The sequence below is a fragment of the Pseudoalteromonas sp. NZS11 genome, from assembly GCF_015864765.1.
GTDB lineage: Bacteria > Pseudomonadota > Gammaproteobacteria > Enterobacterales > Alteromonadaceae > Pseudoalteromonas > Pseudoalteromonas arctica.
In genome coordinates, this window is the sequence record NZ_JADYWP010000005.1 from 102,125 (window position 1) to 115,911 (window position 13,787).

The 13,787-nt window shown below is 39.9% G+C and carries 10 protein-coding genes; 6 read left to right on the forward strand and 4 right to left on the reverse strand.

Features of this window, described 5'->3' with window-relative positions:
• Positions 1 to 108 precede the first annotated feature (108 nt).
• A complete protein-coding gene (locus I6E82_RS12470; RefSeq protein ID WP_024589715.1) occupies positions 109 to 609 on the forward strand; it encodes an RDD family protein in 501 nt (166 codons plus the stop codon).
• Positions 610 to 710: 101 nt separating this feature from the next.
• Here the strand turns inward: I6E82_RS12470 and lptG are convergent, their stop codons facing one another.
• Positions 711 to 1,778: an LPS export ABC transporter permease LptG gene (gene lptG / locus I6E82_RS12475; RefSeq protein ID WP_007587278.1), complete on the reverse strand. Its 1,068-nt coding sequence runs from the start codon at positions 1,776 to 1,778 to the stop codon at positions 711 to 713.
• Positions 1,775 to 2,887: an LPS export ABC transporter permease LptF gene (gene lptF, locus I6E82_RS12480; protein ID WP_007587281.1), complete on the reverse strand. Its 1,113-nt coding sequence runs from the start codon at positions 2,885 to 2,887 to the stop codon at positions 1,775 to 1,777. Before lptF ends, lptG begins: the two co-directional genes overlap by 4 nt.
• 575 nt (positions 2,888 to 3,462) lie before the next feature.
• On the opposite strand from lptF, the gene pepA reads away from it, so the two are divergent.
• The 3 genes from pepA to I6E82_RS12495 all read left to right on the forward strand — a co-directional run bounded on the left by pepA (position 3,463) and on the right by I6E82_RS12495 (position 8,480).
• Complete coding sequence (pepA, locus tag I6E82_RS12485; protein WP_007587283.1) at positions 3,463 to 4,974, forward strand: leucyl aminopeptidase; 1,512 nt, start codon at positions 3,463 to 3,465, stop codon at positions 4,972 to 4,974.
• A 150-nt stretch (positions 4,975 to 5,124) separates the two neighbouring features.
• Positions 5,125 to 5,571 (forward strand): DNA polymerase III subunit chi, encoded by a 447-nt coding sequence (locus I6E82_RS12490; protein WP_007587285.1) that lies wholly within the window; start codon positions 5,125 to 5,127, stop codon positions 5,569 to 5,571.
• A gap of 53 nt (positions 5,572 to 5,624) precedes the next feature.
• Positions 5,625 to 8,480, forward strand: coding sequence for a valine--tRNA ligase (locus tag I6E82_RS12495; RefSeq protein WP_197118032.1), 2,856 nt, complete (start codon positions 5,625 to 5,627; stop codon positions 8,478 to 8,480).
• Positions 8,481 to 8,597: 117 nt separating this feature from the next.
• Here I6E82_RS12495 and I6E82_RS12500 read toward each other — a convergent pair whose 3' ends face one another.
• Positions 8,598 to 9,848: an outer membrane protein transport protein gene (locus tag I6E82_RS12500; RefSeq protein ID WP_197118033.1), complete on the reverse strand. Its 1,251-nt coding sequence runs from the start codon at positions 9,846 to 9,848 to the stop codon at positions 8,598 to 8,600.
• Between the two features lie 283 nt (positions 9,849 to 10,131).
• Between I6E82_RS12500 and I6E82_RS19865 the strand changes: the two genes are divergently transcribed.
• On the forward strand, positions 10,132 to 10,455 hold the full coding sequence (locus I6E82_RS19865; RefSeq protein ID WP_165725768.1) for a hypothetical protein: 324 nt from the start codon (positions 10,132 to 10,134) through the stop codon (positions 10,453 to 10,455).
• Here the strand turns inward: I6E82_RS19865 and I6E82_RS12505 are convergent.
• Positions 10,415 to 11,629, reverse strand: coding sequence for an HD-GYP domain-containing protein (locus I6E82_RS12505; protein ID WP_197118034.1), 1,215 nt, complete (start codon positions 11,627 to 11,629; stop codon positions 10,415 to 10,417). The genes I6E82_RS19865 and I6E82_RS12505 overlap by 41 nt on opposite strands.
• 352 nt (positions 11,630 to 11,981) lie before the next feature.
• Here I6E82_RS12505 and I6E82_RS12510 point away from each other — a divergent pair, with 352 nt between their 5' ends.
• Complete coding sequence (locus tag I6E82_RS12510; protein ID WP_197118035.1) at positions 11,982 to 13,745, forward strand: lysophospholipid acyltransferase family protein; 1,764 nt, start codon at positions 11,982 to 11,984, stop codon at positions 13,743 to 13,745.
• Positions 13,746 to 13,787: the final 42 nt, after the last annotated feature.

A 13,787-nucleotide genomic window follows, 5' to 3' on the forward strand; every position in this document is an offset into this window, starting at 1 on the left:
AATAACTTAAAGCAATAAAATCAATTCCCTCTCTAAGCATTAACATGTCTTAGTATTTGTAAGCTTTTTTGCTAAACTAGCTCGCATATTAATAGTGAGAGTGTATTTATGTCGGGTGAGTTTCCACGTGCTGGTTTTTGGCGCCGTTTTGCGTCGTTAGTTTACGATACGTTAGCCATTATTGCGTTTGCGATGTTAACTGTAGTGCTGTATTTATTTGCAGTACAAGGGCTTATTTCTCTCGATGTAATTAGTTTAAATGGCGCAGAGGATGTATCTGCCTTTATTCAAAATTCAAATCTTCTTTCGGGTATTCGTACCGCTCTTTTAATTATTGTTACCTTAGTATTTTTTGGCTACTTTTGGACTAAAAGCGGGCAAACCATTGGCATGCGTGCATGGCGTTTAAAAGTACAAACTATTGAGGGTAATTTAATTAGCTGGCCGCAATCAATTATCCGCAGCGTTAGCGCTTTACTCGGTTTAGGTAATTTGGTGGTGTTAGTAGATTTTAAAAACAAAAAAGCACTGCAAGATTACATCTCTAAAACAGAAGTTATTGCACTTACTAAAGAAGAAAACAGACGTATTTATAGTGAGCTTGATTAATACCAACTTTTCAAATCGTGAGTTAAGCGGTAGTTAAGCGGTAATTAAAAAGCAAAAAGGGTGACCAGTGGTCACCCTTTTTAATGCTTTGAATAGGCACTCTATACCCGTTTATTCATCAAATACGTCGCAAAGCCTATAAATATAATACTGGGCAATACCGCACCTATAATGGCTGGTATTTGGTAAACCATAACTACAGGGCCAAATATTTCATTAGTTAAGTGAAACACAATCCCCGTTACAACACCCATAATAATACGTGCGCCCATAGTAACGGTACGCAGCGGGCCAAATATAAACGAGAGCGCCACCAGCAGCATTACCGCAACAGATACTGGCTGCATCAACTTACGCCATAGAGCAAGCTCGTAGGTACTTGTGTCTTGTTCGTTTTGCTCTAAGTAACTTAAATACGACCAAAGCCCAGTAAATGAAAGTGACTCCGGTTTTACCGAAACAACCCCTAACTTTTCAGCTGTGAGTTGCGAAGGGTAAAACTCTTCTGGTAATTGCTCTGTTGTGGTTTTTTCGCTCGTAATAATAACCTTATTTACGTCACGAAGTAGCCAGCCTTCTTTTCGGCTCAGTGCATCTCTTGCTTTAGTAATTTGGGTAAGCTCTAACGATTTATCAAAGTGGTACATGTGTACCCCGTTGAGCCTGCCGTTTTCATCAACATCTTCAATATTAATAAAATTATTGCCGTCTTTAGCCCATACACCTTTTTGTGTATTAAACACATCGCCGCCATGTATTGCTTGGTTTCGCATTTCTTTAGCGTGTAATTGCGCTTCAGGTGCACCCCATTCGCCAAGTGCCATCATGCATACAGCCATAAATATGGCCGTTTTCATCACTGAACCAATTATTTGTAAGCGCGACATACCAGCGGCTTGCATCACTACCAGCTCACTGTTTGAGGCAAGTGCCCCCAAACCCGTTAAGCCACCAATTAGCGCGGCCATCGGAAAAAACACCACTAAATCGCCAGGTATTGTGTAAAGCGTGTAAAGCATTGCAGTCATTAAGTCGTAACTGCCGCGCCCTACCGACTTCAACTGGTCGATAAATTTAATTAAGGTGCTAATACCAACAAGTACCAACAATGCAAAGCCAGTAGTTTGTAAAATACTGCGGCCTAAATACCAATCAAGCGTTTTCATCATGAGCCTAACTCCCGCTTAGTTACAACGGCTTTAAGCCAAGCGCCCAGTGGTCGCCCTTTTATAATTAATAACCCACCTATAAACAAGGCACTTAGGTGAATCCACCACAAGCCGATTGAAGGCGGGATTTTGCCATCTTCAACTGCAAATTTAGCGGCATTTAGTAAAATAAAGTAGCCTAAGTACAAGCTAATAGCAGGCACTAGTTTTGCAAATTTACCTTGGCGAGGATTAACCACACTTAGTGGTACTGCCAGTAAGGTAAGTAGCGGGATTGATAACGGAATAGCGAGTCGCCATTGCCATTGAGCAATAGATTCAGGAGTGTTTATAGCCAATAATTGGTTAGTTGGCACAGCCTCTAATTTACGGCGTTGATGCTCTATTTCTTGTTCTCGTATTTGTACGCTGTAACCGTCAAATTCTGTTAAATTAAGTGCAGGCGTTGTGCCGTCTGTTTCGTAACGTTTACCGTCTGTTAGTACTAGCTGTTGCTCACCATTTACGGCCTCAACCACAACACCTTGCTGTGCATATACTAAGCGCGCTAGATTGCCTTTTTCGCTATCAGGTAACTGTGCAACAAATACCTTATTGAGCTCTTTGCCGCCTTTTTCAATATTATGAATAAACACCACGGCTTTTTCGTTACCGGTTTCTTGGAACCGCCCAGCTCTGAGTGCAGATAACCCTGCATCGGCTTTGGCTTGTTCTTTCAATTGATACTCTTGCTCGCTTGCCCACGGCGCTATATACATAGTCAATGCAGCGGCTAATATGGCAAGCCCAACGCTTGATATAAGCGTTACGCGCACAACATACCATTCACTTACGCCACAGGCTTTAAGGACGGTCATTTCGCTATCGGCGTAAATACGGCTGTAAGCCAAAATAATGCCTAAAAATATACTCAGCGGAAGTATTAGCGAGGCTAGTTGTGGAAGCTTTAGTGCAATCATCGATAGCACTAATTTAGCAGGAATGCTGCCCTCAGAGGCATCACCTAAAATACCAACTAACTTTTGTGACAAAAATATTGTCATTAAAGTTAAAAATACGGCGACCTGCGATTTTAAAACCTCAGCGGTCAAATAACGGAAAATTAGCAATGCTCGCCCCTGTTAAACATGGAATTTCACTACGATAGTGAGAATTGAATAGTTAAATAGCTATTTTACCCAATTAATACCGGCAAATAGGCTATTATTATAAGCCATCAAATTTAATTATCCTACCTAAGTGCACGATATAATGTTGCATTAGTAGCCCTTAAGCATATAAAGTTCAATTACACAGTAAGAGTCTAGGGCCTGTTTATCTTTCGAGGTTAAATTTGCAGCAGTACGTTTGGTATTTAGGTAAGGCAGAGCCTATGTAGTGTGGTTATTCCCCATAAATAGGCGATAACGCAGCATAAATGCCAAACATGCGCTGCCCGAAGGGTTCTGCCTAGGGGCAATTTACTCTTTGTTGCTCGGTTTTTACTTAGCCCACTAAGTTACACACCTCGCGCCGCGATTAAATAGCCCCTAGATTGAACAAATTTTAATCCTGAAAGGTCAACAGGCCCTAACAAAATCAGCTAAAATAAGAATTATCCTTACATAAGTTACGTAGATAAGACTAGAAAATACTTTTTTAGCCCCAACTTACTAACTTAAATGACTCAAAATCAGGAGTGACAATGGAATTTAACGTAAAAAGTGGTAGCCCAGAAAAACAGCGCAGCGCATGTATTGTGGTTGGCGTTTACGAGCCACGTAGGTTATCCCCCATTGGTGAACAACTCGATAAAATTAGTGATGGCTATATCTCTAATTTACTTCGCCGTGGCGACTTAGAAGGTAAGCCAGGCCAAGTTTTATTATTGCATCATGTACCCAATGTATTAAGCGAGCGCATATTGCTTGTAGGTTGTGGTAAAGAGCGCGAGCTTGATGATAAGCAATATAAACAAATTATTTCTAAAACTATTAATACTTTAAACGAAACAGGCTCTATGGAAGCAGTCTGCTTTTTAACAGAGCAACACGTTAAAGGTCGCGACACTTACTGGAAAGTTCGTCAAGCAGTAGAAACAACGCAAGATTGCTTATATACGTTTAACCAATTAAAAAGTAAAAAAGTAGACCCTCGTCGTCCACTTCGTAAAATGGTGTTTAACGTACCAACACGACGCGAACTAACGATTGGCGAAAGTGCCATTGAGCATGGTTTAGCCATTGCTGCAGGTAGTAAGCTGTGTAAAGACGTGGCTAATATGCCACCAAATATTTGTAACCCAGTGTACTTAGGCGAGCAAGCACAAGAGTTGGCAACTAATTTTGACAACATCACTGTTGATATTATTGGCGAAAAGCAAATGGCAGAACTAGGCATGAATTCTTACCTAGCTGTTGGCCGAGGTAGTGATAACGAATCAATTATGTCGATTATTAACTACAAAGGCGCCGCTGACGACCAAGCCCCTATTGTACTTGTTGGTAAAGGCTTAACGTTTGACTCAGGCGGTATTTCATTAAAACCAGGCGAAGGCATGGACGAAATGAAATACGACATGGGTGGCGCTGCCGGTGTTATTGGCGCAATGCGTGCACTTGCACAAATGCAATTGCCAATTAACGTTATTGGTGTTTTAGCTGGTTGTGAAAACATGCCTGGCTCAAACGCGTATCGCCCGGGTGATATTTTAACAACAATGTCGGGGCAAACAGTTGAAGTGTTAAACACCGACGCTGAAGGTCGTTTAGTATTGTGCGATGCACTAACGTACGTTGAACGCTTTAATCCGGATACGGTTATTGACGTAGCAACACTTACTGGCGCTTGTATTGTAGCCCTTGGCGCGCATGCGACTGGTTTACTATCAAACCATAACCCACTTGCACACGATTTATTAAAAGCGTCTGAGCAAAGTGGCGACCGTGCATGGCAGTTACCGTTATGGGATGACTATCAAGATCAGCTAGAGAGCCCATTTGCTGACTTTACAAACTTAGGCGGACGCTCTGCGGGTACTATTACTGCGGCATGTTTCTTGTCTAAATTTACTAAAAAGTATCATTGGGCGCATTTAGATGTTGCCGGTACAGCGTGGCGCAGCGGCGCTAAAAAAGGCGCAACGGGTCGTCCTGTTCCAATGCTTACTCAGTATTTATTAAATAGAGCTGGCGTAAGTGAAGCCGCTCAAGATTAAACACACTGTTTAACTACTTATAAGGCGCCATTTGGCGCCTTATTTATTTGTGTATTAATTGAAGCAAACCCCGTTATATGGCAAAATCTGCCTCTTAATTTATGTATATCAATTTGGTATACATTCAATGTCATGGGAAACCCCGATACAATGAACATGAACGCTAAATTTTTCGTTCTAAAGCAACAAGATGAGTCTAAAGCGAAGGCTGACGATCATTTTGCTTTGGCTGCTCAAATTGCGGCCGATCAGTATCGAAATGGGCAGCGTGTGTTTATTTGTGTTAACGATAACGAAGCAGCCTGTGCCATTGATGAAATAATTTGGGCATTCGATCCAGATAGTTTTGTGCCACATAATTTACAAGGTGAAGGCCCTAAAGGCGGCGCACCTGTAGAAATTGGTATTACGCCACCTGTTGGCAATCGTAAAGTTTTAATTAACTTGGCTACTCAGTTACCGGATTACATTCGTCGGTTTAACCAAGTTTTTGATTTTGTACCCGTAGAAGCAGCGGCTAAACAAGCAGCCCGCGAGCGTTTTAAAAAGCTACGCCAACTCGGTGCCAATCTCACCACGCAAGATATTAATAGCTAGCCAATCAGGCAAACTAACCAACTAATTTAAGTACTTATTTAAGGTTCTGTGTAATGGATAAAACCTACAATCCGCAAGATATTGAACAGTCTCTATATCAAGACTGGGAACAAAAAGGCTACTTTAAGCCATCTGGCAAAGGCGTACCATATTCAATTATGATCCCGCCGCCAAATGTCACTGGTAGCTTACACATGGGCCACGCCTTCCAAGATACAATAATGGATACCCTAACGCGTTTTAAACGTATGCAAGGTAACAACACATTATGGCAAGTAGGTACTGACCACGCAGGTATTGCAACGCAAATGTTAGTTGAGCGCAAACTGCATGCCGAAGAAGGCAAAACACGCCACGATTTGGGCCGCGAAGATTTTATTAATAAAATCTGGGAATGGAAAAAAGAATCGGGCGGCACTATTACCAAACAACTTCGTCGCCTTGGCGCATCGGTTGATTGGGATCGTGAACGCTTTACCATGGACGATGGCCTATCTGAAGCCGTTAAAGAAGTGTTTGTACGCCTTCACAAAGAAAACCTAATTTACCGTGGTAAACGCCTAGTAAACTGGGATCCTAAATTACACACTGCTATTTCTGATCTTGAAGTTGAAAACAAAGACAAAAAAGGCCACATGTGGAACTTACGTTACCCACTGGCTGATGGCGTTACAACGCAAGACGGAAAAGACTACATAGTAGTAGCAACAACTCGTCCAGAAACCATGCTTGGCGACTCAGGTGTTGCAGTAAACCCTGATGACGAACGCTACATAGATTTAATCGGTAAAGAGATTTTATTACCTATCGTTAATCGTCGTATTAAAATTGTTGCTGACGAACATGCCGATAAAGATAAAGGCACGGGCTGTGTAAAAATAACCCCAGCGCACGACTTTAACGATAACGAAGTGGGCAAGCGTCATCAAATGCCGATGATCAACATTTTCGATAAAGACGCCGCTATTTTAACCCAAGGTGAAACATACACCTTTGACGGTAAAGAGCTTGAGTTTGATGCGCCAATTCCTGAGCGCTTGCGCGGGCTTGATCGTTTTGCAGCGCGTAAAGCAATTGTGGCAGAATTTGAAGAACTAGGCCTACTTGAAAAAATTGAAGACCATGGTTTAACGGTTCCTTACGGCGATCGCTCTGGCGTGGTAATTGAGCCACTACTTACCGACCAATGGTATGTACGTGTTGCACCACTTGCTGAACCTGCAAAAGACGCTGTTAAAAATGGCGATATTCAATTTGTACCTAAGCAATACGAAAACATGTACTTCTCGTGGATGAACGACGTACAAGATTGGTGTATTTCACGCCAGCTTTGGTGGGGTCACCGTATCCCAGCTTGGTACGACAATGAAGGTAACGTATTTGTTGGTCGCGACGAAGCTGAAGTACGCCGTGAAAACAACATTGCAGATAGTGTAACGCTAAGCCAAGACGAAGACGTACTTGATACGTGGTTCTCATCAGCGCTTTGGACTTTCTCTACACAAGGTTGGCCAGAAAATACCGATGATTTAAAAACCTTCCACCCGTCTGACGTGTTGGTAACTGGTTTTGATATTATTTTCTTCTGGGTTGCGCGCATGATTATGATGACGCTGCACTTTGTAAAAGACGAAAATGGCAAACCACAAGTCCCGTTTAAAACTGTGTATGTAACTGGCTTAATACGTGACGACAATGGCGATAAAATGTCTAAGTCAAAAGGTAACGTACTTGACCCACTAGACATGATTGACGGCATTGAACTTGAAGACCTAGTACAAAAACGTACTGGTAACATGATGCAGCCAAAACTTGCCGCTAAAATCGAAAAAGATACGCGTAAAGTATTTGCAGGCGGTATTGAAGCACACGGCACCGACGCCCTGCGCTTTACCCTTGCGGCAATGGCATCTACCGGTCGTGATATTAACTGGGACATGAACCGCCTTGAAGGTTACCGCAACTTCTGTAATAAATTATGGAACGCAAGCCGTTACGTGCTAATGAACACAGAAGAGCTCGATTGTGGTTTTGCAAACGATGCTGATAAAGAGTTCTCATTAGCTGACCGTTGGATTTTAGGTCAATACGAAGCTACCGTTAAAACCTACACAGAGCACTTAGATAACTACCGTTTTGACTTAGCTGCTAACACGCTTTACGAATTCACTTGGAATCAATTTTGTGATTGGTACTTAGAGCTAACTAAACCAGTATTGTTTAAAGGTAATGAAGCACAGCAACGTGGTACACGCCATACACTAATCACCGTGCTTGAAAGTTTACTGCGCTTAATGCACCCAATGATGCCATACATAACTGAAACTATTTGGCAACGTGTTGCACCACTTGCAGGCCTTGAAACAGAGAACACCAGTATTATGGTTCAGCCGTTCCCTGTTTATAATGCAGCAAGCGTTGATGCTAAAGCGATGGACGATTTAGAGTGGGTTAAACAGTTCATTTTAGCTATTCGAAATATTCGTGGTGAAATGGATATTAGCCCAAGCAAGCCACTTAACGTATTACTTGCAAATGCATCGAGCGACGACATGCGACGCATTGAAGAAAACAAATCATTTTTAGCATCACTTGCAAAAATTGAAGAGTTTACAATGCTTGAAAACAAAGATGACGCACCAGCATGTGCAACATCTTATGTTGGCAACCTTGAGATCATGATCCCAATGGCAGGCTTAATTGATGTAGAAGCCGAGCTTTCGCGTATTAATAAGCAACTCGAAAAAGCCGAAAAAGGCCTAGCACAAGTGCAGAACAAACTCGCTAACGAAAAGTTTGTAAACAACGCACCTGAAGCTGTACTTGCTAAAGAAAATGCAAAACTGGCTGAATTTAGCGATGCTAAAACTAAGCTACTTGAGCAAAAAACTAAAATAGAAAGTTTATAAGCTTTCGTAAAATGCCTATTAACACTATTTAATAGGCATTAAAAAAGCCGCTCACTTTAATTAAAGTGAGCGGCTTTTTTGTGCTCAGAGCCTAAGCTCTAAGCATTTATACAATTATTAGAATTTGTAGTTGTACTGAGCACCAATAAGTACTGCATTACCTTCTGATTCAAACTCAAATCCATCTTCTTCAAAGTTCTGAGTTTTACCACGGATAATACTTACACCAAGGTCAACGTTAGAGTTTTGATCAATTGTGTAGTTACCACCGAATGAGAACCAAAAACGATCTGTATCTGGGATAGAGATCGACAGGTGATCTTGTGATACTGGAGACTGATCAAATGCTACACCAGCACGAAGTAATAAATCTTCGTTATATTGGTAATCTGAACCCACAGCGAAACGGTATGAATCAGAGAAGCTTTCATCTTTATTAAATGCGCTGAACTTACCGACAGTTGGCGATGTAACTTGTGCTTCTAATGACTCAAAGCTACTCCAACCTGTCCATAAAATACTGTAATGAAGACCAAGTTTTTCATCTAACTGATGAGAACCTGAAAATTCAGCTATTGCAGGAAGTGTTATTTCAACAGAACCAGGTAATTCAATTCCATTTAATCCACGATAAGCTGTTGGTATTTGATTCGAGTAATCACCTTCGAATGTAATATCTGTTTCTGTACGATAATTAAAACCAAAACGGCTGTTATCATCTAGCTGATACATTAAACCAACATTTAAAGCGTAACCTGTATCATCACCTTCCAAGTTCACAACTTCAGTGCTTGAAGCAAATGGTAAACCAGAGCCAGCATGACGCACAATAGTTGCATCAGCGTAAATTACGTTTAAGCCAATACCATAGCTAAACTTTTCAGTAACTTTATAAGCAACGCTTGCATTTAAGTTAACGGTGAAGATTTCTGTTTTACCAGCAATCTGTCCTGCTGAGTAGTCATCGTCAAAGTCTGTTGATAAACCAAAGTTAGAAAATGCACCAAAACCAAGCGATACTTTATCGTTGTAAGGCATAGTAAAGTAAGCTGCTGGTACCACTGCACTTGGTGCAATACTATCGTCATCTAATGAAGATTGATCAATACCAGTTGGCGCGCCTTCACCTTCTAAGCTTACATCTGGGATTACGCCAATAGCAGCAACACTTAGTTGCTTTTCTTTAAATAAAGTCATTAGTGCAGGGTTACGTGCAACTACAGACGCGTCGTCTGCGATAGAAGCTTCACCAGCGTATGCACGGCCTAAACCCGATGCATTTTGCTCTGATAATTGAAACGCAGCTGCAAAGCTATCAGCTGAAACAAATGCAAGCGAAGCTGCAATAAGAGTTTTAGAAAATTTCATTGTTGAGTCCTTAACCAAACTGACTGTCTGGGTACTATGTGTGTTGTTATTAGGATTTAAAACGTGATTACACTACCTTAATTTTTTGTAAAAAACTCTATGAATACGTCAAAAGACAGTAAAAAACATGTTTTTTAACGACATTTTAACAACTATTTAAAACTCATCGGATGAGAAGTGTGCTATTAGAGCAAACACTCTAAACGTAATTAATTATCATTTAGATTGACTTGAAATTAGTAGCAACTTACACTCATTATAAAATCGCAATGGAAGTAAAACTGTGATCATTTTATTTATTATTACAGGGCTAATATTTTGTGGGGCGAGTGTGTTTTGCTTTTACAAAGCAAACTACTGCGCATGTACTCAAGCAGGACAATGTGATAACCCCGTAAACCATTATTGGCTAGGGGCAATGTTAAATGCGTTGATCTCTTTAGCGCTGTGTTGTTTTGCATTGCACGTAGAGCTAGGTACTTTGTTATGGTTAACACTGATGGGAAATTGCTTTTTGGGTGCGTTTATTTCTGCAAAACAAACTAAAAAAAGGCAATGTAGTAAGGCTAATTCAACAAATGCTCTTTTAGCAGGCGAGACAAATTAATCTGATAATCTAAGGGCTTAACACTTGATAGTATTTTAAGCTCTTGGGTGTGCTCACTTAAATCAATGTCTTTTGGTGTAACATGATGATTGTGCTTAGCATTATAAAATAGCTTAATTTTAGGTTTAATAGGATTTAATACGTTCCCTTCAAGCACTAAGGCTAAACGTTCATTCGTTAATTTTACAATAGTTCCTACCGGATGAACCCCTAAACACTTTATAAACCGCTGCACTAACTCACCATCAAACAAGTGTTTATTGGCTAATAAATAACGTAATGCATTAATAGGTTCATCACCATCTTGATGCATTCTATCGGCAGTCATTGCATCGTACACATCTACAATTGCCATTATACGCGCTGGACGACTTAACTTCTCTGCCTGTAGGCCTCGCGGATAACCAGAGCCATCTAAGCGCTCATGATGATTCACTATCATATCAAGCATAAGGGGTGTTATACCCTTCTCGCCTTTAACTAAACCCAAACCTTGCGCTACATGCTTTTTAATCGCTAAGAGCTCATTATTAGTAACCTTAGTTGGCTTTGAAAATATACCCTGCGGTAATTTAGCTTGGCCTAAATCATGAAGTAACGCGCCCATGGCAAGCTCTTGCACAACAGCCATTTTGTACCCTAAGTATTTAGCAAATACAGCGGTAAAAATGGCGCAGTTGATCATATGCCGCCAATTATAGCTGTGTTTATCTTTTATACGAGTAAGAATAGTCATGGCGTTGGCGTTACGAAAAACTGAGCTGACTATTTCGCTGGCTATTTCATCAAGCACTTTTATATTAACACTCAGGCCAGATGTTAAGTCACCGTATAACGACTGTAGCTTTCGGCCATGCTGATCGTAATTGACACTCGCTTTAGCAAATTCTTGTTCAATTGAGATTGCTATAGGTGTTTTTTCGGCTTTTTGCTGGCTATTAGATGTTTTAGGTTTGCTTTGAGGCTTATATTTGGCAGGAACTGGGGCATCACCTTTAGCAAAATCTATAAGCAGCTCAAGCACCCCTTCAGAGACTAAACGCTTAATAATAGATCTATCGCGCACTAAGCCACTGGTCTTAATTTTTATGCTATTGATCCCTTCATGTTGCTTAGTAACGCTATCAACATACATACCAGGAGTAAGCTCAGATACGGGCAAAGTAATTAGCATAAAGGCGGGATTTTTCTATTAAGGAATATGTACCTTAAATAGCATTAATTAAGCCTAAAAGTCTAGTTTTTGAGTTGTAAGTAGTTATATATAACTAAAAGCATTATTTACAGCCTTATTTGAGCTGCATTGTAATTCTGATTATTTTACTTTTTAATAATTAAACGCTTTCATCTCAACTACACTAAATTGCTTATCACTAAAAAGCAGGTGATTTAGCTATAAAATTTATCTAATCATTATAAAAAAGCGAACTTTATTAACCTTTCTTGAACATAATATTGTTTTGCCTCGGTCTCAATATACACAGCACTTAATAACAACTGCTTTAAATTCTTAAGAGTACTAATATATGACAAAACTAAACCACCCCGTATCAAACCTAAGTGTGGCTGCAATAAACACAGCCTCGCCTTTGGGTCATATATTAAAAGTAGCCGCTCCACTGCTCGATAGCTTATTAGGTATAAATAAACTGCGTGATATATACCTCTCTAATAATTTATCGGGTTTAGGTAAGCAGGAGTTTAGTGAAAAGCTTTTAAATGTATTGGGTATTAATGTACTTGGCGCACAAAGTGTTATTAACAAAATACCTAAGCAAGGCCCTTGCATAGTAGTATGTAACCATCCTTATGGCATGATTGAGGGCGTAATAATTGCCAAATTACTCACCCATTATCGTAGCGATACTAAAGTAATGGCTAACGTTGGTTTAAAAATATTTACAGAAATTAAAGATTATTTTATTTTTGCCAATCCGCTAAAACCAAAAGCAGCCATTAATACCAGTGCAATTAAACAGTGTTTTAAACATGTAAATAACGATGGTTTACTTGTGGTTTTTCCTGCTGGCAGGGTTTCGTTTTTTCAATCAAAAAAACAACGTGTAACCGACGGTCAATGGAATCGCTTAGCGGCTCAACTAGCCTTAAAAACACAAGCCCCTTTATTACCTGTGTTTATTAGTGGTCAAAATAGCCCTATGTTTTACAATTTGGGACGTATTTACTACCGATTTAGATTATTAATGCTAATACGTGAATTACTTAAAATTCAAAAAAGGTCCATTAATTTAGGTGCTGGTAATTTACTTACACCCAAGTTATTAAATAAATTTGAGAAAACTGACGACATTAACGATATTGCGCGCCTGCTTTGCTATTTAAACGATGAACGCTTTGTAACACCTTGGCAAGACGATGCCCAGTCAATGCAACTAAAAGCGATTATGCAGGATGTTGATAAAACAAAAATGACGAGTGAACTTGCTAGCTTACCAAGCGAGCAGCACTTATTAGACTTTAAAAGTTACTCCGTTTATTACGGTTATCAAGATCAAATACCTAATTGTGTTGCTGAAATAACACGCCTTAGAGAAATAACCTTTCGTACATTAAACGAAGGAAGCGGCGAGCCATGTGATACCGATAAGTTTGACGCAAGCTACATGCATTTATTTATTTTTGATCATAAAAATGAAGAGATTATTGGAGCTTATCGAATTGGACAAACTGATTTATTACAAAAAAATAGCGACGTGAGCGCCCTTTATTTATCGCAAATGTTTAATTTTGAACCCTCTTTTATTAATCAACAACAGCCGTGCTTGGAAATGGGTCGCTCGTTTATAGTTCAAAAACATCAAGGCAGTTACCATGGCTTATTACTGCTATTTAAAGGGATCGGTGCGTTTATGGCGCAAAACCCACGTTATAGGACTTTATATGGCACGGTTTCATTAAGTAAGCTTTACGACCCTCGTTCTGTCGCAATTATTGACCATGCTATGGTTAATAATAAACAAGGTGTTAGCGCCAATACGCCTTTTAATAATAAAATTCATCCAGAGTTTGAAGACTTTATTAGTGATCACACGTTAAACATAGATCATGTATCAACATTGGTTATGGGAATAGAAGAAGATAAAAAAGACATACCGATTTTATTAAAGCAATATCATAAGCTAGGCGCTCAATTTCATTGTATGGGAATTGACAGTAACTTTAATCACACCCCAGGATTACTTTTAAGTGTGCACCTACCAAGTGCGCCTGAAAAGCTACTTAAGCTCTACCTTGGTGATAAAAAAGATGATTATATAAATCACTCATAATTTTCATCTGCTGTATTAATACAGCAGATGAAAATAGAGCAA